The following is a 24917-nucleotide window of genomic DNA, read 5'->3' as shown; positions in this document are numbered from 1 at the left end:
TGACCCGCGATCTGACCTTGCAGTTGAACGTGAACAATCTCTCCGACAAGGAGTTCTACACACGCATCCGCAACAACGGCTGGGCCACGCCGGGCGACGCCCGCAGTGTCGTGCTCAACGCCAGCTATCGCTTCTGAGCCGTGCGAATCGGAAGGTTCTGAAAGATACTGGCCGCACAACAATCCCCGCCGGATGATGGCGGGGATTTTTCGCGGGAGGAGAAACTCGACATGCTGTTGCAAGTTCCGCAGGTACTGAACTCCGAGCAGGTCGCGTTCTGTCGCGAGCGCCTCGCGAGCGCCGCCTGGGCCGATGGTCGCATCACTGCCGGCCACCAGTCGGGCAAGGCCAAGGACAACGAGCAACTTCCGGAAACCGATCCGGTCGCGATCGAACTCGGCGCGCTGGTGCGCGGCGCGCTCAAGAACAACGACAATTACTTTTCCGCAGCGCTGCCGCGCGTGGTGTTTCCGCCGCTATTCAACCGCTATCGCGGTGGCCAGGCGTTCGGCTTTCATGTCGACAACGCGATCCGTTACGACCGCAGCGGGCAACTCGTGCAACCGGTGCGCACGGACTTGTCGGCGACGCTGTTCCTGAGTGCGCCGGAAGACTACGACGGCGGCGAATTGATCATCGAAGACACCTTCGGCACGCAGCGGGTGAAACTCGCGGCTGGCGACATGGTGTTGTATCCCGGCACCAGCCTGCATCGCGTCACGCCGGTCACGCGCGGCGAACGCCTGGCCTGTTTTTTCTGGATCCAGAGTCTGGTGCGAGATGACGGCGATCGGCGCCTGCTGTTCGAGCTCGATATCTCGATCCGACGATTGACGCAGACCACGCCGGAGCATCCGGCGCTGGTGCAGCTTACCGGCGTCTACCACAACCTGCTGCGGCGCTGGGCCGAGGTGTAGCGCGACGCGGCGACCGTAGCCGCCGCAATCGCAATCAGGTTGGCGCGAGCTGATCGACCGCCGCGACCGTGGCGAAACGATCGGCGACGCGCTTGAGCAAGGCGAGACGATTGCTGCGCACCGCCGGATCGTCGGCCATCACCATCACGCCGTCGAAGAAGGCATCCACCGGCGAACGCAGATTGGCCAGGCGCTGCAGGGTACCAACGTAATCACGATTGCCGAGCAGAGTGTCAGTGTCGGCAATCGCACTTTCGATGGCGACGTGCAGCGCCTGTTCCGCAGGCTCGCTGAGCAGCGCAGCATCGACGTGGGTCGGGATCACTTCCTCGGTCTTGCGCAGGATGTTGCCGATGCGCTTGTTCGCTGCCGCCAGCGGCTTGGCTTCGACCTTGCGCGCGAAATCGCCCACGGCCTTCAGGCGGCGATCGAAATCCAGCAACGAGGTCGGCCGCAGTTCGGCGACGGCATCGAAATGCGTGCCGGGAACGTTCTTGTCGGCGTAATAGCTGCGCAGGCGATCGAGCACGAACTCGTAGACATCGCTGGAATTGGCCAGCAAACCGGCCGGCAACTGCGTGATTGCCGCGCCGAGGATCGGTTCGAGATCGAGATCGAGTTCGCCCTCGATCAGAGTGCGCGCCAGACCAAGCGCATTGCGGCGTAGCGCGAACGGATCCTTGTTGCCGGTCGGCTTGAGGCCGGCCGCGAATCCGCCGACCAGCGTATCGATGCGATCAGCGACCGCGAGCACCTGGCCGAGTTTCGACGTCGCCACCGCATCGCCGGAAAAACGCGGCAGATACGCGTGGTCGATCGCATCGGCGACGGTACCGGGCTTGCCGGCGGCAGTGGCGTAATAGCGGCCCATGACGCCCTGCAGTTCAGGGAATTCACCGACCATGCGCGATTGCAGATCGGCCTTGGACAGCAGCGCAGCTTCGCGCGCCTGCGCCGGATCGGCACCAACGTCGCGGGCGATCATTTCGGCAAGCTTGGCAGTGCGTGCGCACTTGTCGGCATAACTGCCGAGCTTCTGCTGATAGGTCACCGAGGTCAGACTCGCGGCCATGGCGTCGATGCCCTGCTTCTTGTCTTCCTCGAAGAAGAACTTGGCATCGGCGAAGCGCGGGCGGATGACCCGCTCGTAACCCTTGCGCACTTCCTCGACGTCGCTGCTCTCGATGTTGGCGATGCCGATGAAGCGCTCGGTGAGTTTGTGCTCGGCATTGAGCACCGGGAAGAATTTCTGGTTCGACTCCATCGTGGTGATCAGCGCTTCCGCCGGCACCTGCAAAAATTCCGGTTCGAAACCGCAGAGCACGGCGCTGGGCCATTCGACCAGGTTGTTCACTTCCTCGAGCAGGTCCTCGGGAATGCGCGCGATGCCATCGGCCTGCTTGGCGGCGCGCTCGATCTCGCTGCGCACGCGGCGGCGGCGCTCGAGCGGATCGACCAGCACCTTGGCCGTGCGCAACGCTTCGACATATTCGTTGGCTTCGTTGAGCCAGATCGCCTTGCCGTTGTGGAAGCGATGACCGCGGGTCATGCGGTCGGCCTTGAGGCCGAGGACTTCGCCGTCGCAGACATCGCGACCGAGCAGCATCACCAGCCAGTGCGCAGGACGCACAAAACCAACCTCGTGTTCGCCCCAGCGCATCGGCTTGGGAATCGGCAGCGCCTTGATCGCCTCGGCGAGAATTGCCGGCAGCAGCGCGCGGGTTTCCGAACCCTGGCGGGTGATGCGGGCGACGTAGCGCGCGCCCTTGGCATCGGTGGTGCGGCCGAGCTGGTCGACGCTCATGCCATTTTTCTGCGCGAAACCGGTGAGCGCGGGTGTCGCCAAGCCGTTCTCGTCATGCGCGACATTCATGTACGGCCCCAGCACTTCGCTGTATTGCGTGGGCTGGGTCGGTGAGACTTTCGGGATCAGCAGCGCCAAGCGGCGCGGCGTGTACAGCGGCTTGGCATCGTTCATGCCATCGGCGGTCTCGAATTTCACGTGGCGGCTGGCCAGACCCTTGAGCACGCCGTCGAACAAGGCCTGGGCCAATTCCGGCAAGGCCTTGGGAGGCAGTTCCTCGGTGCCGATCTCGATCAACAGCGGCTTCATGTCTGACATCCGATGACTCCTGGTTGGCCGTGTCTTACTTGCGCAAATTCGGGAAGCCCAGCTTTTCACGTTGCGCGAAGTAGGCCTCGGCCACCGCACGCGACAAGGTCCGCACCCGCAGAATATAGCGTTGCCGCTCGGTCACCGAGATCGCCCGGCGCGCATCGAGCAGGTTGAACGAGTGCGACGCCTTGCAGACCTGCTCGTAGGCCGGCAGCGGCAGGCCCAGTTCGACCAGCTTCAACGCTTCCTTCTCGCAGGCGTCGAAGCGGTGAAACAGCTCGGCGACGTCGGCGTGTTCGAAGTTGTAGGTCGACTGTTCGACCTCGTTCTGATGATAGACGTCGCGGTAGGTCACCGGGCCCTGCGGACCGACGGTCCAGACCAGGTCGAAGACGTTGTCGACGTTCTGCAGGTACATCGCCAGGCGCTCGAGACCATAGGTGATCTCGCCGGTGACCGGCCGGCATTCCAGGCCGCCGGCCTGCTGGAAATAGGTGAACTGGGTGACTTCCATGCCGTTGAGCCAGACTTCCCAGCCCAGACCCCAGGCGCCCAGCGTCGGCGATTCCCAGTTGTCCTCAACGAAGCGCAGATCGTGCACCAGCGGATCGACGCCGAGCGCCTTGAGCGAATCGAGATAGCGCTCCTGCAGGTCGTCGGGATTGGGCTTCATCACCACCTGATACTGGTAGTAACGCTGCAGACGGTTCGGGTTTTCGCCATAGCGGCCGTCGGTGGGTCGACGGCAAGGCTGCACGTAGGCGGCATTCCATGGCTCCGGCCCGAGCGCGCGCAGGAAGGTCGCGGGATGGAAGGTACCGGCGCCGACCTCGAGGTCCAGCGGCTGGATCAGTACGCAGCCTTGATCGGCCCAGTACTGGTTGAGCCTGAGGATGAGTTCCTGGAAGGTGGGTGCCGTCATCGGTGTTGAGCGCCAGAGAAGTGAAGCGTGGAATCAAAGAGGGTTAGTATAGCTAGGAACCGCGCCCATCCTCGCTCTGCGCCCTCTCCTGCCTCGATGAAACCCTTCCTGATCCTGGAAACCGGTCGGCCGATCGACCCGCTGCGCCGGCATGGCAGCTTCGGTCACTGGATCCGTGTCGCCGCTGGCCTGTCCGGTCGCGAAGTGCGGCATTGCGATGTCGCCGCCGGCGAATCGCCACCCGATGTCCGCGACTACGCCGGCGTCATGGTGACGGGCTCGGGCGCGATGGTCAGTGATCGCGAAGCCTGGAGCGAACGCAGCGCCGATTGGCTGCGCGACGCCGCCGAAGCCGGCAAACCGCTGTTCGGCATCTGCTACGGCCATCAGCTGATCGCGCATGCGCTTGGCGGCGCGGTCGACTACAACCCGCGCGGCCGCGAGATGGGAACGGTGCCGATCCGCCTCGAAGGCAGCGCCAGCAGCGATCCGTTGTTTGCCGGCATGCCGTCGGCATTCGACGTGCACGCGACGCATCGCCAGACCGTGCTGACGCCGCCGCGCGATGCCGCGGTGCTGGCACGTTCGGATCTCGATGATTGCCAGGCGTTCCGCTGGCGCGAATCGGTCTGGGGCGTGCAGTTCCATCCCGAATTCAACACCGCGCTGATGCGCAGCTACATCCACGCGCGCCGCGAAGCGCTGGTCAACGAAGGCAGCTGCCACCACACACTGCTCAAAGCGGTGAAGCCGGCGCCACTCGCGCGCCGCGTGCTCAAGCGCTTCGTCCATCACGCGCGCCGCCACAGTTAGACAGGAACTACGCATGGGTTTTCGCAAAGTGGCGGCCAGTCGCGGCGCCGGCTGGATCATCGACGGCCTCACGGTCATGCGCAGCAATCCATTGCCGATCGCGCATCTGTGTCTGCTGTTCGGGCTGCTGTCGCTGATGCCGCTGGTGAATATCGCCGCGGCGCTGGCCGGGGTTTTTCTGAGCGGCGGCCTGGTCTCGGCCCTGCATATCCAGGCCCAGGGCGGCCCGGCGAGCGCCGCGCGCCTGTTCGATGGCTTCATGCAGCCTGGCGCGTTCGTGCGCTTGTTGCCGATCGCGATGCTGAAGATCGGCTTCGCCGTGCTGGTCGGCATTGTGCTTGCGCCGACGGTCGCGCCGCTGATGGACGAACTCGTGCGCCAGGCCGGCAGCGGCGGGCCGCCGAAAATCGCACCGGCGTTGATCGAACAGGTGATGCCGGCATTGATGCAGCGGCTGTTGTGGGTGATGCCGGCCTGGGTCGTGGTGAACTGGTGGGTGTCGCTGTCGCTGCCGCGCGCGATGCTCGCCGGCGTGCCGGGCTTGATCGCGTTGCGCGAGGCGGTGCCGGCGCTGCTGGCAAACCTGGGCGCTCTGCTGGTCAATGCGCTGTGCGCACTGTTGCTGTTGCTGCTGGCGATGCTGCCGGTGATTGTGGTCGCCAGCATCGCAGCGGCCAGCCCGGGCTTTGGTTCCTTCCTGCAGTTGCCGCTGCTGGTGCTGCTGACCGCGGCGGTGTTCGCTTTCGACGGCGCAGTGATGTATCAGGCCTGGCGGGAAATTTTCGCCGATCCCGATCAGGAAAATGTGCCGCCGCTGACGCAGATCGAAGCCTGATGTCGTAACGGCGTCGACATCGATTCGATCGCCGCTAGACCACGCCGTAGCTGCTGAACACCAAGCCCAGCACCAAGCCGCCGATCAGCACGAATGCCAGCATTGCCAGCCCCTGTGCCGCGAGCAACAGCCAACCCCAGCGCGGAATCGCGGTGTTGGCGGGGTCGATGTTTTCGACGCGGGTGCCGGCGGCGTAGTCGTGCAGCGCACGTTTGTCGGCGGTCCACGCCGCCATCGCATGACCGAGATTGAGCAGCAGCCACGAAATGCCGGCGACCACGCAACGCAGCAGCGCAGGCCAAAGACCAATGCGTCGCCCCTGCATGTCGACGACGCGGATACCGAGCAGGCGCTTGCCCAGCGTCGCCTGCCAGGGCGACGCCTCCATGCCGACGAAATAGATGGTCGCGCACAGCATGTACAGCAGCGTCGACAGCCAGGTCATCTGCCACAGCAGCGGCGTCAACGACTGCACCAACGCCATCAACGCGTCGGTATCGCCTCCGCCTTCCATCGTCGCACTTGCTGCTGTCAGCTGCTTGAGCATGTCGTCGCCGCCGAAGGCGAACACCGTCGCGACGATCCCGAATAGGAATTGCGCGACAACGGAAATCAGCAGCGCATCGATGCTCCAGGCGAGGTAACGCTTCCAAAAGCCGGCGGGTGAGCTGCGCGCCGCGGCCGCGCTCATGATTCCGTAGCGTGCGCGGGACGCGAAGCAACGAAGCCCGCGGCAATCACACCGATTTCGTAAAGCAGCATCATCGGCAGCGCCAGCATCAATTGCGAGATCGCATCGGGTGGCGTGATCACCGCCGCGACGATGAAGATGCCGACGACGACGTAACCACGCGCTTCCTTGAGCTGTTGCGGCGTCACCAGGCCCAGCAAGACCAACACGACCACCGCCACCGGCACTTCGAAACTCGCGCCGAACGCGAGAAACAGCACCAGCACGAAATCCAGGTAATGGGTGATGTCGGGCATCGCTTCCACACCGACCGGCGTCACCCGTTGCAGGAACGCAAACACCATCGGCAACACCAGGTAGTACGCGAACGCGCAGCCGGCGTAGAACAGCGTCACTGCCGATGCCAGCAAAGGCAAGGCGTAGCGTTTTTCATGCTTGTACAAACCGGGCGCGACGAACGCCCAGGCCTGGTAAATGAGGAAAGGCATCGACAGCATCAGCGCCGCGAAAAACGCCAACTTGATCGGCGTGAAAAACGGCGACAGTGGATCGATCGCGATCTGGTGGCCACCGACCGGCAGTTTCGCCAACATCGGCGCCGCCAGCCAGCTGTAGAGCTTGTTGGCGACCGGCAGCAAAGCCACGAATACCAGCATCAAAAAAGCGACGCCGCGCAACAAGCGACGCCGGAGTTCGATCAAGTGCCCGATCAGACTTTCTTCGGGGAAGTTTTCGTCTCGCGCGCTCATGGCCGGTCGACGGGGTTGTCGGATGGCGCCGGCGTCGTCACGGCGGCCTGGCCAACATCATCGAGCGAACGCTTGAGTTCATCGACAGGCGCCTTGAGCTGGCGCTTGAGGTCTTCGGTGGCGAGTTCGTTCTCGAGCTCGGCCTTCACCGAATACCACTGCGCGCGCGCCTTGCGTACCCACAAACCGGCCAGGCGCGCGGCCTTGGGCATGCGTTCGGGGCCCAACACGATCAGAGCCACGATCGCAGTCAGCAGCATCTCGCTGAAGCCGACATCGAACATCGCGTACTCCGGATTACGATCCGGACGTCTTGTCTTTGTCGGTGCTGGCGGAATCGGCGCCGATCTTCGCATTCGGATCGGCCGGCGGATCTTCGCCGTTCAAGCCTTTCTTGAAGCCCTTCACCGCATCGCCGAGATCCTTGCCGATGTCCGGCAGGCGCTTGGTGCCGAAAACAAGCAGGACGATCACCAGGACGATCAGCCAATGCCAAATACTCATGCCGCCCATGGTGATTTCTCGCTTCTTGCTATCAGGTCAATAGGATAACGCAGCATCGCTGCCGCGGTTTACTTGGCCGGCGCCGGCTGCTTGATCGTGCTTTCCTCGAGGCGATCCCGGAATGCGACCACGGCATTGGACGGCGTGCCGGTGGCGCGGCCCTCGAAGATCGCGCGGGCGGTATTGCCCTGGCCGTAGACGGCCTGATTGGCCTTGTTGTCGATGGTCAACGCGGTGCCATCGATCGAGACACCGGCGAACAGGCCGCGGGCGCGCGAATAGCTGAAAATTTCCGCCTTCAACTGCTCGTCCGTGCTGGCCTGGGCGCTGCGTCCGACCGGGCCGGCCGCGACGCTGGCATCGCCACCGAGGGTGAATTTGCCGTTGACGATCGAATCAACGCCGCGGGAAGTGCGGAACACCAGGATCACATCGGCGGATTGCACGCCGGCCTGGAAGCCGAAACTGCCGCCGGCGAGGCGGATGAAACTGGGATTGGACCAGGTGCCGTCACTGCCGCGCACCGCGATCAGGCCCTTGCCGCCGCGGCCACCGACCATGAAACCGGCCTTGACCACATCGGGAATCACCGCGATCGCCTGCGCTTCGACCAGCAGTTTGGTGGGAATGGATTCTTCGGGAATGCGCAGGATTTCGGCGAGGACGCGGGTGGCGTTGTCGGCGCGCTTGTCTTCGGTCTGGCCAGCGAAGGCGGGAACGGCCAGCGCGGTCATCAGCAAGGCCAGGGTCACGACGTGGAGCGGGTGCAGGATGCGGCGCATGGGCGGTCTCCAAAGGGCATCGGCAGTATGGCCGGAGGGCATGAATCCGGCGTGAGCCGGACCTGTTCGCCAGTCCGGGATGATAATTTGCAGGCAGTGTTCCGAACAGGCTTGCCACGACGATGACACAACGTTTCCGCGATGGCCCTACCTCCGCGCCGCCCGCCCGCACCGCTTTGCTACTGGTCAACCTGGGCACGCCCGAGGCGGCGACGCCGCGCGCGGTGCGACGTTGGCTCGGCGAATTTCTGCACGACTACCGCGTCGTCGACCTCACCCGCTGGCTCTGGTGCCCGCTCCTGCACGGCGTGATCCTGCCGTTGCGCGCGCGCAAGGTCGCGAAAAATTACGCCAGCATCTGGACCGCCAAGGGGTCGCCACTGCTGGTATTGAGCCAGGAACTCGCTGCGGCGATGCAGGCCGAACTGCCCGAATTCGAAGTCGCGTTGGCGATGCGCTACGGCCAGCCGTCGGTGTCGGCGGTGCTGCGCGGCCTGCAGGCCAAGGGCGTCGAACGCGTGCTCGTGTTGCCGCTGTATCCGCAGTATTCCGCGACCACGGTGGCCGCGGTGCACGATGCGGTGATGGCCGAGTTGATGCAGTGGCGACGCCTGCCGGAACTGCGCCTGATCAACGATTACCACCGCGACGAGGCTTGGCTGGATGCGCTCGAGGCCAGCGTCGAAAACTGCTGGGATCTGCATGGCCGCGGCGACAAACTGCTGATCTCCTTCCACGGCCTGCCGCAGCGCTTCGTGCGCGCTGGCGATCCCTATGCGCAGCAATGCGAGGCCGGCGCGCGCGCCCTCGCCGCGCGCCTCAAGCTCGACGACAACCAGTGGCAGCTGACCTATCAATCGCGTTTCGGCCGCGAGCCCTGGCTCGGCCCCGCGACCGAGCAAACCCTGACCACACTGGCGACAGCCGGCGTCAAGACCGTCGATCTGATCTGCCCGGGTTTCGCCGTCGATTGCCTGGAGACGCTGGAAGAAAACGCGATCCGCAATGCCGGATTGTTCAAGCAGGCGGGCGGCAGCGAACTGCGCTACATCCCCGCGCTCAATGCCCAGCCCGGACACGTCGCGGCATTGACCGCGCTGGCGCGGCGGCACGCACAAGGTTGGCCGCATTGACGGTGCGCGCCGGAAACGACAGCCCCTGTCGGGAATGACCCTTGACCGCTAAGCGTGCGCAGGTTGTCATCGTCGGCAGCGCAGGCGTTCACCACGACGAACCCGCGGTCTTTTTCGCAGGATGGATGTGATGCAGGAAATTTCCCTGACCACCGCGCGCGGCCCGATCACGGCATTGCGCGGCGGCACGCCCGGTGGGCCGCGTGTGTTGGCGCTGCATGGCTGGCTCGACAACGCTGCGAGTTTTTTGCCTCTGCATGAATTCTTGCCGCGGCTCGACCTCGTCGCGCTGGACCTTCCCGGTCACGGCGGTAGTGCGCATCGCCTGCCGGGCTACGACTACGTTTTCGTCGACTGGATCCACGACGTGCTCGATGCCCTCGATGCGCTCGGCTGGTCGTCGGCCGCGTTGCTCGGGCATTCGATGGGCGGTGCGATTGCTACGGTAGTCGCCGCATCCGCGCCCGAGCGCGTGGAAAAACTCGCATTGATCGAAGCACTGGGTCCGATCTCTGGCATCGCCGATGAAGCCGGCGCGCGTCTGCGCCAGGCCGTCGCGGCGCGACGCGCACTTGATCCGGCACGCGCGGCGCGGGTGATTCCCGATATCGACACCGCCGTCGATGCGCGCCTGGCTGCCTCGAAGATGAGTCGCGACGCCGCGCGCCTGATCGTCGAGCGCAACCTGCGTCCGGTCGAAGACGGTTTCGTCTGGCGCAGCGATCCGCGCCTGACCTTACCCACGCACGTGCGCACCGACGAAGGTTTCGTGCGCAGCTGGATCCGCGCGATCGAAGCGCCGGTGCTGGTGATTGCCGCCGATCCCGCGCCGCCATATTTCAATCCGGCGATCCGCGCCGGCCGACTCGCCGAACTGCGCGATGGCCGCGTCGAAGTCATCGCCGGCGGCCATCACCTGCACATGGAGCAGCCCGAGCGCGTGGCTGAAGTCCTGCGGAAGTTTCTGCTTCCGTAGGAGCGACGCAAGTCGCGACCGCTCGCTCCGTAGCCAGATCCATCGCGACTTGCGTCGCTCCTACAAGACGCTGGTCATTTCATCGGCGGGTAGTGCCGCAGCGACACCTTGCTGCCGGTGCCATCGGGCACCACGGTGTAGATCAGGCGACGACCGTCTTTTTCGAAACCATCGGTACCCAGCACCGGCTCGCCACCGACGCGCGAATAATTTTTCCAGCCCTGCGCTTGGTACAGCGGCAGCAGCGTCGCGAACACCGATGTCGGATCGCCGGAAAGGCGAAACGCGACGACATTGATCTTGCCCATGCTGATGGCATCGGTCAGCACGGCACCCGCAGGAATCGGAATGTCTTTGGGGAAATCCGCTGGCAGCGCGACGTTCGCGCCACTGTCGACGGTCATGCCGGGAACCGACACGTGCTCTTCCTTTGGCGGCGCGACGGCCGGGGCGCTTGCCGCGGGTATCGCAGCGGGCTCGTGATGACCGCAGGCGGAGACGGCGAACGCAAACAGGACTGCAGTCAGGGTTCGGATTTTCATGCGCAAGCTCCCAGGGTTTGACACACCGGCCGAGCGTGGCCGACGCCGGCGATCATCGCGGAAAATCATCGGCGTTGCAGCAGTTGGCGGAAATGCGCGCATCGGCGGACAGTCGCACCGACCTGTCCCCCGCCGTCATCCCGGCGAAAGCCAAGGCAGTTCCGGCAATCATGCGATCGTCGAAGTAGTTTTTGCCGCGGCAGGCATGGCCTTCGCCGGGATGACGGGAACAAATTCCGCGCCGCTGAAATTTCCCGCTGCTTGCTGAGACTTTCCGCCGCTAGGAAAACCGACGCAACTCGGTCTTGATGCCAAGGCCTTCGCCATGCAGATAGTCGCGCTCGTCACGCCAATCCGGAAAACGCGCCTCGACTTCTTTCCAGAAGCGACGCGAATGATCGCGGTGGATCAGATGGCAGAGCTCGTGCACCAACACGTATTCAAACGCGCTCGGGCGGCCCAGCACGAGCGCCAGGTCCAGCGATAGCGCGTCGTTCGGCGCCAACGAGCCCCACAGCGACGACAGCGCGCGCAACTTGAAGCTCAAGGGCGCGCGCGGCAGCTGCGGCAGATATTTCGGCAGCCAGCGGCCGATGTCGGCGCGCGCCTGCTGACTGTAGAAATCGCGCAGCGTCGCGCGTAGCTGCTTGTCGGTCGCTTTCGCCGACAGCACGATGTCCACGCCATGCTCGCCGAGTTCGGCGCGGGTGTAACGGCCCTCGCTCCAGATAATCGGCAGATGTTCGCCGCGCAATAGAAGCCGGCTGTCGATGTCGCGCGCAAACGGCCGCGTGTCGCGCACCGGCTGCTTGGCCAGCTGCGTCTGCAGCCAATCGCGATGTTCGAACAGGAACTGCTCGGCGAGTTTGATCGAGGCGCTGCGCGGCAGAGTCAGGCGAATGCCTTTTTCGCCAACGATCAGGCGCAGGCGGCGCGCACGCGCATCACGAACCCAACGCACCGGCACCGATTCGCCACTGCGCAAAACCAGCGAGCGCTGTTCCTCGACCGGTTTCGTCTCGAGAAATTGCAGCCAGGACATCAGCGCGTCGCGCGCGCCAGAAAGGTCTGCAGATTGGCCGCGGCCTGCGCGCGGACCTTGTCGTGCAGGAACTGCGTCCCGCCGAGCACCAGGCCCTTGAAGCCCAGCGCCTGTCGCGCCCAGCGCGGAAAATCGAACTGGTCGCGATGGCTGACGATCAGCCCATCGCGAAAGGTGAATTGCCCGTCAATGATGTTGTGCACCAGCCGTCCGGTGGCGCTGAAACGGTAATGCGCCTCCCAGTGCGCACGGCCGCTGGCGTCGTCGGCGCTGATGCCATCGAACTGCAGCGACCAGACATCGCGACCCTTGGCGCGGGTCGCGTCGGAGAGCATCCGCCACATGCCGCCGATCTCATTGCGGCCGCGCAGCTTGAATACCGGATCCTCGAAAACCGAATCGGGCGCGTAGCAATCGACCATCGCTTCGGCATCGAGCGCCGCGAACGCGGTGTAGAAGCGGGTCAGCAGTTCGGCATTGTCATGGCTCATGAGCGATCGCCTCCGGTTCGGTGGATTCTAGCGCCGGGATCGGCCAACGTGCGGATCGCAGCCGTAGGAGCCAGCTTGCTGGCGACCACGCTTGACCAAACAGCAAAGCCCCAAGCTCCCCCGCTTGCGTGGATCGGGCCTATCCTGTCGCCAGCAAGCTGGCTCCTACGAAAAGCAGGTCATTCTTCGGGTTTGCTGAGTTTCAGGGCTTTTTCCAGCGCCGCGAACAATCGCGACAGTTCCGCCGACATCAGCGCGAAGCGCGCGTCGAGTTCGGCATGCAGGGAATCGCGCTCGGTGTTCTCGAGCTGGTCGACGGCGCCATCAAGGAACTTGAGCTTGCGCACAACCAGATCCTCGCCAAGGACGAAGCTGACGTGGTCGTCGAGGATCAAAGCCAGGCGCGTGACCTGCTTGCCGGCGTCGAGATGCTTCTTGATCTCGTCGCTGGCCAGATCCTGGTTCTGGCATTTCACCACCGCGCCGCCATCGATGGTGTCCTTGAGCTCGCACTCTTCGCCGAGCGTGAAGCCTTTCGGCAGCGGCTCACCGGCAATCCAGCCGGTCAGCACGGTGCGCACCGACATTTCCGCATTCAACGGCAACGCCGGAAAGCTGCCCAGCGCATGGCGCAGTTCCGAAATGAAATTTTCCGCCGATTTGCGCGAAGAGGAATCGACGGCGACGAAGCCGAGCTTGAGATCGAGGCTGGCATTGAGCCGCATCGGCTTGACGAAGGCGCGCGGTAGAAGCTCGTGCACCAGGTCTTCCTTGAGTCGCTTGCGCGCACGACCGCCGAGCTTGCGTCCGTCCTTGTTCTCGATCTCGGCGATCTTTTTGCCGAGCGCGTCGTTGATCACCGCCGACGGCAGGATCTTGTCCTCACCACCCAGCGTGAGCCAGAGCGCGTGACCAACGCGATGCGACAGCGCCGCCTCGTCGCGACCAAACGGCGAAACGAAACCGCGCGACTGCATTTCCAGCACGCCGACCGGCTTGAGCACGACCTCGGCGAGGGCGGTATCGATGCTGTCGAAATTTTTCTGCAGGGAAACGGGAAAGCGGAAGAAGGTGAGATTGCGGAAGAACATGGAATTCCTGATTTTTCTTCGTCACCCCGGCGAAGGCCATGCCTGCCGCGGCAGAATCTGCTTCGACGGTTACATGATGGCCGGAAACGCGCTCCGACTTTCGCCGGGATGACGGACTTGTTGGGAGGGATGTTGCTGACGGACAGGCACTGACACATCGCCGAAACCGCAGGCCGCTAGTTTACCCCCTGTCGCCACTGCGCCGACGGCGCTAAGCTCCGCCCATGTCGCAACCGCCCGATCCCGCCAAGATCACCGCCCAGCTGGTCGAACTGCGCAGCGAGCACCGTGACCTCGATGCCGCGATCGAGCGCCTGCATGCGGACATCGCTGCCGATGAATTGGCGATCAAGCGTCTGAAAAAACGCAAGCTGCGCATCAAGGACATGGTCGCGTATCTCGAGAATCAGCTGATTCCGGATCTCGACGCGTAGGGCAACGCGTGCTCCCGTAGGAGCGACGCAAGTCGCGATTTCCACCAGTTGCGACGGCGTTCGCGACTTGCGTCGCTCCTACAAAAACCGAGGTCGCGGCTCGCGCCGCTCCTTCGAAGCGAGGCTACGGCGCGGCATTCCCCGCCACCTTGCTCACTGCCTCCGGCGAAATCTTGGTGATGGTGTGGCGCAACTCGCGCGACAGCACGAGTTTGGCGTCTTTTTCCCAGGTGTTGAGGCGCTCATCGAAATCGAGCTTGCCGTTTGGGCACAACCAGACCAGCTTGAGCTCGCGCAATTTTCCGATGAAGCTGCGGAACAGCGATTTGTCGAAAAACTCCGGCGCGGCCGGCGCGTACAAAAGCGACAGGCGCTGCGCGGCAAGATGGCAGAGCGTTTCCAGCTCGCCCGCTGACAAGGTGCGCGGGCCGTTCTTGACCAGCGTGGTGATCGCGATGAAGTAGCGCTCGAACGCCTGCTGCAGGCTGTGCGCGATCGCGCGCAGGCGGAACACCTCGTCGGTCTGGCCCGGGCCGCGCGCGATGTAACCGTCGTCGCCTTCGCTGACCTGCGACAGCAGACCCTCGGCGATAAACAGGTCGATGGTGGCGCTGAGGCGTTCGGCGAATTCGTCCTCGTTCCATGGCAGGAACAATTCTTCCTGGATGAAGGGATAAATGGTCTTGCCCAGGCGCAGCAGGCCAGTGCGCGACAGGCGCCGGTTGTTCTGGAAGCACAGCGCGATCCAGGCCGCGGCGCTGAACAGGTGCAGCGAGTTGTTGCGGAAATAGCTCTGCAGCACCGCGGTCTCGCCTTCGACACCGATCACATCGCCGAGCGGATGCTTGCGTCGGGTCAGCACGCCGATCTTCTCGCCGTAGGCGATGATTTCCTCGGGCGATTTCGCCGTCACCGTCACGCGATCGGAATACGGCAGCGCCGCCAGCAGTTTTTTCGACAGCGCCAGCTGCGCGAGCAGATCGCTTTCGGCCATCGCATGCTTGGGCGTGGACAGCAGCGCGACCGCGAGAAGATTGATCGGGTTGACGTCGGCGGCGCGGTTGATGTTGACCTGGATCTGGTGCGCGATCTCGTCGACGGTATCGTTGAACCAGGCCGGCTTGTCGTCGGATTCCGCGCCTTGTTCGCGCCAGTCCGGCGCGTTCTTGGCCAGCATCGCGTCCATGAACACCGGCTCGCCGAAATTCACCGTGACCTTGCCGTAGTGCTCGCGCAGGATCTCGGCCACACCCTTGATCAGCGCCCAGATGGTTTCCTTCTGCTTGGGCTGGCCGGTGAGTTCGTCGAGATAGCTTTTGCCTTCGATGACTTTTTCATAGCCGATGTACACCGGCTGGAACACCACCGGCCGCCGCGGCGCGCGCAGGAAAGCTTTCAGTGTCATCGCGATCATGCCGCCCTTGGGCGCGAGCAGGCGGCCGGTGCGCGAGCGTCCGCCTTCGATGAAATATTCGATCGAGAAACCTTCGCCGACCAGCTGCGCGACGTATTCGCCCAGCACCACCGCGTACAGCGCGTTGCCGCGGATGCTGCGGCGAATGAAGAAAGCACCGCCGCGGCGCAGGATCGAGCCGATCACCGGCATGTTGAGGTTGATGCCGGCGACGATATGCGGCGGCACGATGCCGTGCGTGTACAGCAGGTAGCTCAGCAGCAGGTAATCCATGTGGCTGCGGTGGCAGGGCACGTAGACGACTTCGTGGCCGGGCGCGACCTGCTTGAGCGAATCGAGGTGATGGACGTCGACGCCGTCGTAGATGCGATTCCAGAATCCGGTCAGCGCGAACGAAGCCGAGCGCACCACCGGATTGGAATAGTCCGCGGCGATTTCCCAGGCGAAACCATGCGCTTTTTTCCAGGCTTCGAGATATTCGCTGCCGTCGCGTCGGGCCTGGTCGGCGATCGCCTTGCGCACCGGTTCGGCATCGAGCACGCGATCGACCAGCAGGCGCCGCGTCGACAGGTCGGGACCGATCACCGCGGCGCGGATGCGGCGGAAATGCGCACGCAGCACGCGCGAGGTCTTGCGGACCGCGCGTTCGTGCGGCAGATCCTCGCCGAGGATTTCCCAGACGCGCACGCTGGGCGAGAACTGCACGACGGTATCGCGGCCGTTCAACAGGATCGCCAGCAGACGGCGGAAGCGGCCGACCAGCGCCCAGTTTTCCGAAAACAGCACCGAGAACCAACCCGACTGCCGCGCCGGCGCGCGGCCGACGAAAATCGACACCGGCACCAACTGCACGTCCTGATCGGGATACAGGCGATGCGCCATCAGCAGGCGCGAGAGGCCGTCGGAGTGGTTGCGGTTTTTCGGCCGCGTCCACAAACCGCCGCCGCGTCGCGACAACGCGATGTAGGCGCGCTTGCGTCCGAGCGGATCGCCCGGCAGCGTCGCCAGCGGCGATGGCAGACCGGCTTCGCGACAGGCGCGATCGAGGATCAGCGTGTTCGACAGGCCGTAGTTTTCGAGCACGTAGCAGACCGGGCGATCGAGCGTGAACGGCGGGATCGTCGGCTCGCGCTTGATCTCGATCCAGGGCACGAGGATTTTTTCGATGATGCGCGCCCACAACGGCGGCCGCGTCGGCTTGCCCGATGGCGGCGGCGGCAAGGGTTCCGGCGCGGGAGGCGGCAGGGGCAGCGGTGCTTGTTCGGTCATTTTTTTAGCGGGCCGGGGCCGGCGGCGTGAGAGGTTGCGCGAGTTCGGCTTCGGCGCTGCGCACGGCATCGGCGCGATACCAGCGGCCGTCGCGGCGGATCAGCTCCATGTCGAAACTCACGGTTTTGTCCAGCAGCGGATAGCTGACCTTGAGCGTGGCAACGTCACCGTCAACGCGGGTCACCGTCGCTTGGACGCCGGCCAGCGCGGCATCAGCATCAACACCATAGATCAGCGCCATCGCCTTGAGGCCCTTGAGCAGCACGCCGCCTTTTTCCAGCGCCGGCCCCATCGCCAGCGCGCGGCTTTGCGCCAGCGTGGGCAGATCGAGTTGGCGGGCGGTGGCGGTGAGTACGGCGATCGCCTGGTGGGCGCGGTCGCGATCGCTGAACAGCTGCGGCTTGAGCCAGTCGAGGACGGCGCCGCTGACGGCGAGGGCATGGTCTTTTTCGGACGGCGTGAGCTTGTCGTTGGCCTGGATCACGCCTTTGACGAAGATGCCGCCGGTGGCTTTCATCATCGGCCACTGCGAGCCGAGTTCGGCCTCGAATTTCCGCAGCTTGGGATCGAGGTCGCGGTAGAGCTTGGCCTCGGCGCCGGGCTCGGTCAGGCGGGTCATCCAGCGGGCGTATTCCTGCTGTTCCTCGGCACTGGGCGGCGGCGCGACCGCGAGCTGCGCAGCCCAGCGCGCTTCCATCTGCTGGTGCAGGGCCGGCGGCAGCGACAGCTGCGAATAACGCACCAAGTCGTTGTCGTGCACGGCCTCGGCCAGACCCTTGACCGCCGCCACCGGGTCACCAGGCGCAACAACATCGCGCCGGCAGGCGCCCAGCCCCAGGCAAAGCAACAGCAGCAGCAAGGCGATTGGCCGGAACAACGATCTGGGCATCACGGGGCGGTTACGGGGCCGGCGGAAGGGGCGGGAACGGGAATCTAGCAGATCGACCGGGGCGCCCTGTATGTGTCGGGTCACGTTATCGGGGCCGGGCCGGGCAAAAAAAGGGGAGGCCGGAGCCTCCCGCAAATCCGGTCGAACCGGAGGACAGGTTGTCGTTGTGGATTCCAGGGGAGATCCCGACGACGGCAGCATAGGCCGCGGCAAAAGCTTGTGCAACACCTGAGATAGTATTGCTCAAGCTTTTGATTTTATTGAGATGCAAGACTCAATAATGCAGGGCTTCGATCTTCTGGCGACGGCGCTCGCCCTCGGGCTGCGACCATTCGTTGTTGAACAGGGCCGGCTCCCAGCTGCCGTAGCTCGGGTTCGGCAACACGAACCAGCGCTCGCCAACCCAGCCCAGGTAGGGGCGCACGGCCTGCTCGCGGCCGGCCTCGTTGTTGGCCTGCACGGTCACCATATCGCCGATCTGGTCGCCGAACTGCAGCAGCACCCGGTGCGTGCGGCCAACCAGCTTGCGCCGGCAACCCTTCTCGGAGCCGTTGTCCTCGCAGCCGTCGACGATGGTGCCCAGACCGAGGAACTGGCTGTCGTCCTTCACCGGGAAGCCGAGCTTGCGCAGGTTGGCCAGCGTCGCCGGGCCCTGGTCGGCGGTGCGGTTGGAGATGTAATAAATGATGACGCCGCGCGCGGTGGCGGCGCGGGCGAATTCCAGCGAACCGGGCACGGCCTTCGCGGCCTGTTCCTGCACCCACTCGTTCCAGGTGAAATCGTTGTAGGGCTTGCCGTCACGGATCAGTCGCGCCTGGTAAGGCGAGTTGTCGAGCACGGTCTCGTCGATGTCGACGATCACCGCTGGCGGCAATCCGGTTGCGGGCACGTCGCGATCTTCCTTGGTCAGCGCGTCCCAGCCCGGCGTTTTCAGGCCGCGATCGAGTTGCGTCAGCGCACTGCGGTAGGTCTGGCCGGTAAGCAGGCGGAATTCGACCGAGGTCTGCATCCAGGCAACGGCGTTGAGGTTGTCGTGCGGGCCAGGCAACGCGGTGCTGCTGGTGGGCGTCTCGACAGCACTGCCCTCGGGCGTCGCCTTGGTGTGGGTCGGAAGCATCTGGCAGCCGGCCAGGGCAAGGGCCAGTAGGGACAGGGGCAGCAGGCGGCGCGTGGTCATCGGGCATTCCCGGTTGAATTGAAAGTGCGGCATTGTCGCAGAGGAATGTGGCAGGCGTGGCCCGGCGCGAATCGCGCCGTAGGAGCGGCGTGAGCCGCGATTTCCAAAGACGGCGACGCAATGCCCTGAAATCGCGGCTCACGCCGCTCCTACAAAATCTTCAGGGATCGAACAGCGCGGCGATCGCATCCATGTGCGCGCGGCCGCGTTCTTTTTTCTGCACCGATTCCAGTTCCGGGTCGGCACCGTCGCGCTGCAGGTCGGCAGCGGGCAACTCGTCGAGGAAGCGACTGGGCAGCTGATGCTGGTGTTCGCCCCAGCGCTTGATCTCGGCGCTGTGCGACAGGTACAGGCGTTCCTTGGCGCGGGTGATGCCGACGTACATCAGGCGGCGTTCTTCTTCGAGGCCGCCCTCGTCGATCGCGTGTTCGTGCGGCAGGTTGCCATCCTCGCAGCCAACCACGAACACCGCGCGGAACTCCAGGCCCTTCGCCGCATGCAGACTCATCAGACGCACTTCATTGCCCGGCTCACCGCGATCGGCGTGACTGAGCAGCGCCAGCTGCGCGGCGAGTTCGCCCGGGCCGTTGCCCTTGACCGCCTCGAACCACGACGCGAGTTCGTCGAGGTTTTCCTTGCGGCGCAGATAACTCGCCTCGTCCTTGCACTCGGCGCGCAGCGCCGCGAGCAGGCCCGATTGTTCGACCAGTTGCTTGGTCAGTTCCGCCGGCGTCAGCGTTTCCGCAGCATCGCGCAAGCGATGCACGATGCGGGTGAATTCATCGAGCCCGCCGGCCGCGCGCGAGGTCAGTTGCTTGAGCATGCCGATGTTTTCCGCCGCCTTGGACAGCGGCAGATGCGCGTGCTGCGCCATCTCGGCGAGCTTGGCCAGCGTGGTGCCGCCGACTTCGCGCTTGGGCGAGGTGATCGCGCGCAGGAAAGCGGCATCGTCGTCGGGGTTGGCGAGCACGCGCAGCCACGACAACGCATCCTTGACCTCGCCGCGATCCAGGAACGCGGTGCCACCGGTCAGGTGATAGGGAATGCGCAGCAGCTGCAGTGCTTTTTCCAGCACGCGCGATTGATGGTTGCCGCGGAACAGGATCGCGAATTCGCCCCAGGGAATTTCCTTGGCCTGCTTGAGATAGTGGATCTCGCCGGCGACGCGTTCGGCCTCGTGCTCGTTGTTGCGGCAGGCCCAGACGCGCACGCTTTCGCCGTCGCCGTGCTGGCTCCACAACTGCTTGAGGTGCGCGTGCGGATTCTTCGCGATCAGCGTATTCGCGCAGCGCAGGATGCGACCGCTGCAACGGTAGTTCTGTTCGAGCTTGACGACTTTCAGGTTCGGATAATCGACCGCGAGCAGATCGAGGTTTTCCGGGTTGGCGCCGCGCCAGGCATAGATGCTCTGGTCGTCGTCGCCGACGCAGGTCATGTTGCCGCGCGGGCCGGCGAGTTGTTTGAGCAACCGATACTGCGCGCCATTGGTGTCCTGGCATTCGTCGACCAACAAATAGCGGATGCGTTCGCGCCAGCCGGCGGCGAGATCGGGCTCGGCCTCGAGCAGTTGCAAAGGCAGGCGGATCAGGTCGTCGAAATCGACGGCGTTGAACGTGGTCAGGCGCTGCTGGTATTTGCCGTACAGCGCTGCGGCCTCGCGTTCGCGTGCCGAGCGCGCCGCTTCCAGCGCCTGTTCCGGCGACAACGCCTCGTTCTTCGCGCGTGAAATCAAGCCGCGCATGCCGTCGTAGGCGTCGTTCTTCAGGCCCGGACCCATCAGGTCCTTGACGATGCCGATCTGATCGTCGCTGTCGAAGATCGAAAAGCCGCGACGCAGTTTCGCGCGCTCGTGCTCGATCTGCAGAAACTTCAGACCCAGCGAATGGAAGGTCGATATCGTCAGGCCTTCGGCCTTGTCGCCCTTCACGCGCTTGCCGACGCGTTCGCGCATTTCCCGCGCGGCCTTGTTGGTGAAGGTGATCGCGGCGATATGTTTCGCCTCGTGCCGGCCCTGCGCGATCAGGTGCGCGATCTTCTCGATGATCACGCGCGTCTTGCCGCTGCCGGCGCCAGCGAGCACGAGCAGGGGGCCGTCGCTATATTCGACGGCGAGTTTCTGGGGGGAATTGAGGCCGGACATGCGCGCCTAGTTTACGTGGGCGCAGGCCTGACCGCGATCAGCTTATGCCTTGCGCCGTGCCGTCTTTTTCACCGGCTTGACCGCCTTCACGGTTTTCAGCGCACGCGTCTTGCCGCCTGTCCGCTCTTTCGATGCGGGGCCGTCCGAATCGTCGCCCGCCGCTTTCTCCAGCTTGGCGAATTCCTGCATGTTGTCGCGACAGCGACGGATCAAGCGCAGGAATTCACTGCGGTCGGCGCGCGACATGCCGCTTTGCATGTCCTCGATCAGTTGTTCGGACGCGCCCTCGCAACGGCGATTTTCCGCGAGACCGAGCGGCGTCAGGAAGGCGCGCAGGATGCGGCCGTGCTCGGGGTCGGCCTCGCGCACCAGCAGGCCATCGCGTTCGAGCCCGGTCAGGATCTGGTTCATTGTCTGCGGCGTGACCATCGCCCAGCGCGCGAGTTGCGCACCGGACAGGCCCGGTGTTTCCTCGAGAAAACACAGCGCAGCGGCGGCCGGATAGCTGATCTCGATGCCGTCGGCGCGCAGCCGGCTGCTCATCACGATGCGGCACAGGTGATCGAGCTGCTTGAGCGCGAGGTTGAGCGGATCGCTCTGGGTCCGGGTCGGGCTCATGGTCGGCTTGCAATATCAGGGGACTGATAAGTTATCATGACCCTGATAATACTATCGATGAGACCCATGCCGCCATGGCCCACCATTTTTTCCGTGCCACGCTAGCGATAGCCGTCGGTCTTGCGCTCGCCGCCTGTTCCGGCAAGCCTGCTGCCGAAAGCAGCACAGACAAGGCCGCCCCCTCCTCCGCCAGCCTTGCGGTGAGTCTGGTGAAGGTCGAACAACGCCGGATCGATCGCAGCATCATCGCCTCCGGCCCGGTCTCGGCCTGGGAAGAAATGCAGCTGGGCGTCGAATTGAGCGGCGTGCGCGTGACCGCGCTCAACGTCGATGTCGGCCAGCGCGTGCGCAAGGGCCAGGTGTTGTTGGAACTCGATCACCGCACGCTCGACAGCGACCTGCGTCAGGCGCAGGCCTCGGCCGATGAAGCCAGCGCCGGCGTGGTGCTGGCGAAAACCAATCTCGCACGTGGCCAGGCGCTGGCGAAAAGCCAGTTGATCAGTGCCAGCGCGCTCGACGAATTGCGCGCGGCGCTGGTGCAGGCCGAAGCTCGCGATGCCACCAGCCGCGCGCAACGCGATGGCGTGCAGCTGCGGCGGGATTTCGCCGCATTGCGCGCCCCCGATGATGGCGTGATTTCCAAGCGGCTCGTGCAGCCGGGGCAAGTGGTCGCGGCCGGCAGCGAATTGCTGCGCCTGATCCGCCAAGGTCGCCTCGAATGGCGCGCCGAGCTCGCCGAAAGCGAACTTGCGCGCGTTCAAACCGGTGCCAAGGTCACGCTCAAGAACAGCGATGGCGGCGTCGTCGAGGGCCATGTGCGCGCGGTGTCTCCGGGCGTCGATGCCGGCACGCGCACCGGCACGGTATACGTGGATCTGCCCGCGCCCGGCGCGCTCAAGGTGGGTGCCTTCATCGAAGGCCGTATCCTCACCAGCGCCGGAAACGCCTTGATGTTGCCGACGGCGGCGGTGGTGATCCGCGACGGCTTTCCCTACGTGTTCACCGTCGACGATCACGACATCGTCCATCGCGTGCGTATCCGCACCGGCGGCAATCAGGGCGATCGCGTGGAAGTGCTGGAAGGCGTTGTCGCCGGCGATGCCGTGGTCGCGCGCGGTGCCGGCTTCCTCGGCGACGGCGACCAGGTGCGTGTCGTCGATGACGCCGCTGCCGGCAAGGCGGGCGCAACGCCATGAATTTTTCCGCCTGGGCGATCAAGCGGCCGCTGCCGGCGCTGATGCTGTTCTTCGTGCTGTGCGTGGCCGGTCTCTGGGGTTTTCACAAACTGCCGATCGCGCGCTTCCCGGATATTTCCTTTCCGATGGTCACAGTCACCGTGCCGCTGCCGGGCGCCTCGCCCAGCCAGCTGGAAACCGAGGTCACGCGCAAGGTCGAAGATTCGGTCGCGACGATTTCCGGCGTCAAGCGGGTGATTTCCAGCGTCAACGAAGGCGTGAGCACGACCACGATCGAATTCGTGCTCGATACCGATCTCGCTGGTGCGCTCGATGATGTCCGCGACGCGGTCACGCGCGTACGCGCCGACCTGCCGCAGGATATCCAGGAGCCGATCGTCGCCAAGGTCAACCTCGGCGGCTCGCTGATGACATATGCGGTCGCGTCGAAAACCCTGCAGCCGGATGAGCTGAGCTGGTTCGTCGATCGCGAAGTGAGCAAGGCCTTGTACGGCGTACCCGGCGTCGCGCTGATCACGCGTGCCGGTGGCGTCGAACGGCAGATCCGCGTCGATCTCGATCCGCAGGCGTTGCAGGCTTATGGCATCACTGCCGGGCAGGTATCGCAGCAACTTGCGCGCATCCAGGCCGAACGTCCCGGCGGCAAGACCGAACTCGACGGCGCGCAACAGGTGATCCGCACCGTCGGTACCATCGCCGACGCGAATGCGCTGCGCGATTTTTCCATCAGCCTGCCCGATGGTCGCAGCCTGCGTCTATCGGCGCTGGCGAACATCCATGACGGCGCCGCTGATGTCAGCCAGGTCGCGTTGCTCGATGGTCGCCCAGTGGTCGCGTTCTCGCTGTCGCGCACGCGCGGTTCAAGCGAAATCGAAGTCGCGAAAAACGTCCGCACGGTGGTCGCGCAGCTCGAGTCCGCGCACCCGGGTGTGCATTTCCAGCTGGTCACTTCGACCGTCGAGGAAGCGCAGCGCTCTTACGATTCCTCGATGACCATGCTTTGGGAAGGCGCGGCGCTGGCACTGCTCGTGGTGTGGCTGTTCCTGCGCGACTGGCGCGCGACCTGGGTGTCGGCGATCGCCTTGCCGTTGTCGATCATTCCCACGTTCGCGGTGATGCACTGGTTCGGTTTCACCTTGAACCTGATCACCCTGCTGGCGCTGTCGGTAGTGGTCGGCATCCTGGTCGATGATGCCATCGTCGAGATCGAAAATATCGTGCGCCATCTGCGCATGGGCAAGTCACCGCTGGATGCGGCGCGCGATGCCGCCGACGAAATCGGCACCGCGGTGATTGCGACCTCGCTGACGCTGGCGGCGGTGTTCGTGCCGGTCGCGTTCATGCCCGGCATCGCCGGCAAGTTCTTCCGCGAATTCGGCTGGACCGCGGCGACGGCGGTATTGTTTTCGCTGCTGGTCGCGCGCCTGCTCACACCGATGATGGCGGCTTACCAGCTGAAGGCGCATCCGGAGAGCAACAAGGAATCGCGGCTGATGACCTGGTATCTGGGTTGGGTCGACGCGGCATTGCGGCATCGCTGGATCACCTTGGTCACGGCAACGGCGTTTTTTCTCGCGTCCCTCGGCATTCCGTTTTTCATCCCCGCGACCTTCATTCCGATTTCCGATCTCGGCCGCAGCAATCTCAGCCTGGAATTGCCGCCGGGGACGCGCATCCAGGACACCGTCGCGGTCGCCGAACAGGCGCGCGGCAAGCTCGCCGGCATCAAGGAACTCAAGCAGGTCTACACCACGGTCGGCAGCGTGCTCGACATCGGCGACCCGACCAAGACCGGCATCGGCGAAACGCGCAAGGCGACGCTGGTGCTGGACTGGGGCCACGCCAGCGAGCGATCACGCAGCCAGAAAGATCTCGAACGCGACGCGCGCGCGCGTCTCGCCGATCTGCCTGGCGTGCGCGTGAGCTACATCAGTTCCGAGCCCGGCGAATTGCTGCAGCTCGTGCTTGCCGGTGACGATCCGAAACATCTGCTCGACGCCGCGCAATTGCTCGAGCGCGATCTGCGCAAGATCAAGGGCCTCGGCAGCATCACGTCGTCGGCTTCGCTGCTGCGTCCGGAATTGGTAATCGTGCCGGATCCAGCACGCGCTGCCGACCTCGGCGTCGCTACCGCCGACATCGCCGAAGCTGCGCGCATCGCCACCGCCGGCGATTT

22 protein-coding genes and 2 pseudogenes are annotated in these 24917 nt (G+C 64.5%); 8 read left to right on the top strand and 16 right to left on the bottom strand.

All coding sequences use genetic code 11. The features are described from left to right. Window positions 1-230 precede the first annotated feature (230 nt). Entirely contained in the window at window positions 231-917 is a 687-nt protein-coding gene (locus VKM35_RS08845; protein WP_324320517.1) for a Fe2+-dependent dioxygenase, read from the top strand. Between the two features lie 34 nt (window positions 918-951). Here VKM35_RS08845 and glyS read toward each other — a convergent pair whose 3' ends face one another. Then, window positions 952-3039, bottom strand: coding sequence for a glycine--tRNA ligase subunit beta (glyS, locus tag VKM35_RS08840; protein WP_324320515.1), 2088 nt, complete (start codon window positions 3037-3039; stop codon window positions 952-954). Between the two features lie 25 nt (window positions 3040-3064). Further along, a complete protein-coding gene (gene glyQ / locus VKM35_RS08835; protein WP_324320513.1) occupies window positions 3065-3955 on the bottom strand; it encodes a glycine--tRNA ligase subunit alpha in 891 nt (296 codons plus the stop codon). A 96-nt stretch (window positions 3956-4051) separates the two neighbouring features. Here glyQ and VKM35_RS08830 point away from each other — a divergent pair, with 96 nt between their 5' ends. Continuing rightward, window positions 4052-4768 (top strand): glutamine amidotransferase, encoded by a 717-nt coding sequence (locus VKM35_RS08830; RefSeq protein ID WP_324320510.1) that lies wholly within the window; start codon window positions 4052-4054, stop codon window positions 4766-4768. A gap of 13 nt (window positions 4769-4781) precedes the next feature. Next, a complete protein-coding gene (locus tag VKM35_RS08825) occupies window positions 4782-5603 on the top strand; it encodes a hypothetical protein (RefSeq protein ID WP_324320508.1) in 822 nt (273 codons plus the stop codon). 34 nt (window positions 5604-5637) lie between these two features. On the opposite strand, the gene VKM35_RS08820 is transcribed toward VKM35_RS08825, so the two are convergent. From VKM35_RS08820 to VKM35_RS08800, 5 genes and pseudogenes are all read right to left on the bottom strand, one after another. After that, window positions 5638-6294 (bottom strand): RDD family protein, encoded by a 657-nt coding sequence (locus VKM35_RS08820; RefSeq protein WP_324320506.1) that lies wholly within the window; start codon window positions 6292-6294, stop codon window positions 5638-5640. Continuing rightward, window positions 6291-7043 carry a twin-arginine translocase subunit TatC gene (gene tatC / locus VKM35_RS08815; protein ID WP_324320503.1) on the bottom strand — a complete coding sequence of 251 codons (753 nt, stop codon included), beginning with the start codon at window positions 7041-7043 and terminating at the stop codon, window positions 6291-6293. Before tatC ends, VKM35_RS08820 begins: the two co-directional genes overlap by 4 nt. Window positions 7044-7147: 104 nt before the next feature. Then, a pseudogene (tatB, locus tag VKM35_RS08810) lies at window positions 7148-7327 on the bottom strand (Sec-independent protein translocase protein TatB); the annotation flags it as partial. A 13-nt stretch (window positions 7328-7340) separates the two neighbouring features. Beyond that, window positions 7341-7556, bottom strand: a complete 216-nt coding sequence (gene tatA / locus VKM35_RS08805; protein WP_324320501.1) for a Sec-independent protein translocase subunit TatA — start codon at window positions 7554-7556, stop codon at window positions 7341-7343. A gap of 86 nt (window positions 7557-7642) precedes the next feature. Then, a pseudogene (locus VKM35_RS08800) lies at window positions 7643-8329 on the bottom strand (lipid-binding SYLF domain-containing protein); the annotation flags it as partial. 122 nt (window positions 8330-8451) lie between these two features. Here VKM35_RS08800 and hemH point away from each other — a divergent pair. After that, window positions 8452-9462, top strand: coding sequence for a ferrochelatase (gene hemH, locus VKM35_RS08795; protein ID WP_324320499.1), 1011 nt, complete (start codon window positions 8452-8454; stop codon window positions 9460-9462). A 130-nt stretch (window positions 9463-9592) separates the two neighbouring features. Next, the gene (locus tag VKM35_RS08790; RefSeq protein WP_324320497.1) at window positions 9593-10438 is read left to right on the top strand and encodes an alpha/beta hydrolase; all 846 of its coding nucleotides are present in this window, start codon (window positions 9593-9595) and stop codon (window positions 10436-10438) included. Window positions 10439-10512: 74 nt separating this feature from the next. On the opposite strand, the gene VKM35_RS08785 is transcribed toward VKM35_RS08790, so the two are convergent. The 4 genes from VKM35_RS08785 to VKM35_RS08770 form a co-directional block, all read right to left on the bottom strand. Next, entirely contained in the window at window positions 10513-10980 is a 468-nt protein-coding gene (locus VKM35_RS08785; protein ID WP_324320495.1) for a hypothetical protein, read from the bottom strand. A gap of 280 nt (window positions 10981-11260) precedes the next feature. Next, window positions 11261-12022 (bottom strand): SprT family zinc-dependent metalloprotease, encoded by a 762-nt coding sequence (locus VKM35_RS08780; RefSeq protein WP_324320492.1) that lies wholly within the window; start codon window positions 12020-12022, stop codon window positions 11261-11263. Beyond that, window positions 12022-12513 carry a nuclear transport factor 2 family protein gene (locus tag VKM35_RS08775; RefSeq protein WP_324320490.1) on the bottom strand — a complete coding sequence of 164 codons (492 nt, stop codon included), beginning with the start codon at window positions 12511-12513 and terminating at the stop codon, window positions 12022-12024. The genes VKM35_RS08780 and VKM35_RS08775 overlap by 1 nt, the downstream gene beginning before the upstream one ends. Before the next feature lie 179 nt (window positions 12514-12692). Then, window positions 12693-13604, bottom strand: coding sequence for a recombination-associated protein RdgC (locus VKM35_RS08770; protein ID WP_324320488.1), 912 nt, complete (start codon window positions 13602-13604; stop codon window positions 12693-12695). Window positions 13605-13828: 224 nt separating this feature from the next. On the opposite strand from VKM35_RS08770, the gene VKM35_RS08765 reads away from it, so the two are divergent. Next, window positions 13829-14038 carry a YdcH family protein gene (locus VKM35_RS08765; RefSeq protein WP_324320486.1) on the top strand — a complete coding sequence of 70 codons (210 nt, stop codon included), beginning with the start codon at window positions 13829-13831 and terminating at the stop codon, window positions 14036-14038. A 124-nt stretch (window positions 14039-14162) separates the two neighbouring features. Here VKM35_RS08765 and plsB read toward each other — a convergent pair whose 3' ends face one another. The 5 genes from plsB to VKM35_RS08740 form a co-directional block, all read right to left on the bottom strand. Next, on the bottom strand, window positions 14163-16790 hold the full coding sequence (gene plsB, locus VKM35_RS08760; protein WP_414636603.1) for a glycerol-3-phosphate 1-O-acyltransferase PlsB: 2628 nt from the start codon (window positions 16788-16790) through the stop codon (window positions 14163-14165). Next, on the bottom strand, window positions 16726-17610 hold the full coding sequence (locus VKM35_RS08755) for a hypothetical protein (protein WP_324320482.1): 885 nt from the start codon (window positions 17608-17610) through the stop codon (window positions 16726-16728). Before VKM35_RS08755 ends, plsB begins: the two co-directional genes overlap by 65 nt. A gap of 274 nt (window positions 17611-17884) precedes the next feature. Further along, complete coding sequence (locus VKM35_RS08750; protein WP_324320480.1) at window positions 17885-18787, bottom strand: 5'-nucleotidase, lipoprotein e(P4) family; 903 nt, start codon at window positions 18785-18787, stop codon at window positions 17885-17887. Between the two features lie 160 nt (window positions 18788-18947). Further along, window positions 18948-20927: a UvrD-helicase domain-containing protein gene (locus VKM35_RS08745; RefSeq protein ID WP_324320478.1), complete on the bottom strand. Its 1980-nt coding sequence runs from the start codon at window positions 20925-20927 to the stop codon at window positions 18948-18950. Window positions 20928-20969: 42 nt separating this feature from the next. Next, window positions 20970-21545, bottom strand: coding sequence for a MarR family winged helix-turn-helix transcriptional regulator (locus tag VKM35_RS08740; protein ID WP_324320476.1), 576 nt, complete (start codon window positions 21543-21545; stop codon window positions 20970-20972). A 74-nt stretch (window positions 21546-21619) separates the two neighbouring features. Here VKM35_RS08740 and VKM35_RS08735 point away from each other — a divergent pair, with 74 nt between their 5' ends. Both VKM35_RS08735 and VKM35_RS08730 read left to right on the top strand, forming a co-directional pair. Further along, window positions 21620-22741 (top strand): efflux RND transporter periplasmic adaptor subunit, encoded by a 1122-nt coding sequence (locus VKM35_RS08735; RefSeq protein WP_324320474.1) that lies wholly within the window; start codon window positions 21620-21622, stop codon window positions 22739-22741. Beyond that, window positions 22738-24917, top strand: a 2180-nt coding sequence (locus VKM35_RS08730; RefSeq protein WP_324320472.1) for an efflux RND transporter permease subunit, incomplete at its 3' end; no start/stop codon positions are given. The genes VKM35_RS08735 and VKM35_RS08730, both read left to right, overlap by 4 nt.

Origin of the sequence: Arenimonas sp., from assembly GCF_035312645.1 — a bacterium.
Taxonomy (GTDB): Bacteria; Pseudomonadota; Gammaproteobacteria; order Xanthomonadales; family Xanthomonadaceae; genus Arenimonas.
The sequence above is the reverse complement of the archived record's forward strand: the minus strand, read 5'-3'. Positions and strand labels throughout refer to the sequence as shown.

Coding starts and splice junctions, on each gene's coding strand:
- VKM35_RS08830 (WP_324320510.1), top strand. CDS start 4,052: ATGAAACCCTTCCTGATCCTGGAAACCGGTCGGCCGATCGACCCGCTG.
- VKM35_RS08825 (WP_324320508.1), top strand. CDS start 4,782: ATGGGTTTTCGCAAAGTGGCGGCCAGTCGCGGCGCCGGCTGGATCATC.
- VKM35_RS08735 (WP_324320474.1), top strand. CDS start 21,620: ATGGCCCACCATTTTTTCCGTGCCACGCTAGCGATAGCCGTCGGTCTT.
- VKM35_RS08775 (WP_324320490.1), bottom strand. CDS start 12,513: ATGAGCCATGACAATGCCGAACTGCTGACCCGCTTCTACACCGCGTTC.
- VKM35_RS08845 (WP_324320517.1), top strand. CDS start 231: ATGCTGTTGCAAGTTCCGCAGGTACTGAACTCCGAGCAGGTCGCGTTC.
- plsB (WP_414636603.1), bottom strand. CDS start 16,790: ATGCCGTGCGCAGCGCCGAAGCCGAACTCGCGCAACCTCTCACGCCGC.
- VKM35_RS08755 (WP_324320482.1), bottom strand. CDS start 17,610: ATGCCCAGATCGTTGTTCCGGCCAATCGCCTTGCTGCTGCTGTTGCTT.
- VKM35_RS08785 (WP_324320495.1), bottom strand. CDS start 10,980: ATGAAAATCCGAACCCTGACTGCAGTCCTGTTTGCGTTCGCCGTCTCC.
- VKM35_RS08765 (WP_324320486.1), top strand. CDS start 13,829: ATGTCGCAACCGCCCGATCCCGCCAAGATCACCGCCCAGCTGGTCGAA.
- VKM35_RS08770 (WP_324320488.1), bottom strand. CDS start 13,604: ATGTTCTTCCGCAATCTCACCTTCTTCCGCTTTCCCGTTTCCCTGCAG.
- VKM35_RS08750 (WP_324320480.1), bottom strand. CDS start 18,787: ATGACCACGCGCCGCCTGCTGCCCCTGTCCCTACTGGCCCTTGCCCTG.
- VKM35_RS08820 (WP_324320506.1), bottom strand. CDS start 6,294: ATGAGCGCGGCCGCGGCGCGCAGCTCACCCGCCGGCTTTTGGAAGCGT.
- VKM35_RS08745 (WP_324320478.1), bottom strand. CDS start 20,927: ATGTCCGGCCTCAATTCCCCCCAGAAACTCGCCGTCGAATATAGCGAC.
- hemH (WP_324320499.1), top strand. CDS start 8,452: ATGACACAACGTTTCCGCGATGGCCCTACCTCCGCGCCGCCCGCCCGC.
- VKM35_RS08780 (WP_324320492.1), bottom strand. CDS start 12,022: ATGTCCTGGCTGCAATTTCTCGAGACGAAACCGGTCGAGGAACAGCGC.
- VKM35_RS08790 (WP_324320497.1), top strand. CDS start 9,593: ATGCAGGAAATTTCCCTGACCACCGCGCGCGGCCCGATCACGGCATTG.
- glyS (WP_324320515.1), bottom strand. CDS start 3,039: ATGTCAGACATGAAGCCGCTGTTGATCGAGATCGGCACCGAGGAACTG.
- glyQ (WP_324320513.1), bottom strand. CDS start 3,955: ATGACGGCACCCACCTTCCAGGAACTCATCCTCAGGCTCAACCAGTAC.
- VKM35_RS08740 (WP_324320476.1), bottom strand. CDS start 21,545: ATGAGCCCGACCCGGACCCAGAGCGATCCGCTCAACCTCGCGCTCAAG.
- tatC (WP_324320503.1), bottom strand. CDS start 7,043: ATGAGCGCGCGAGACGAAAACTTCCCCGAAGAAAGTCTGATCGGGCAC.
- tatA (WP_324320501.1), bottom strand. CDS start 7,556: ATGGGCGGCATGAGTATTTGGCATTGGCTGATCGTCCTGGTGATCGTC.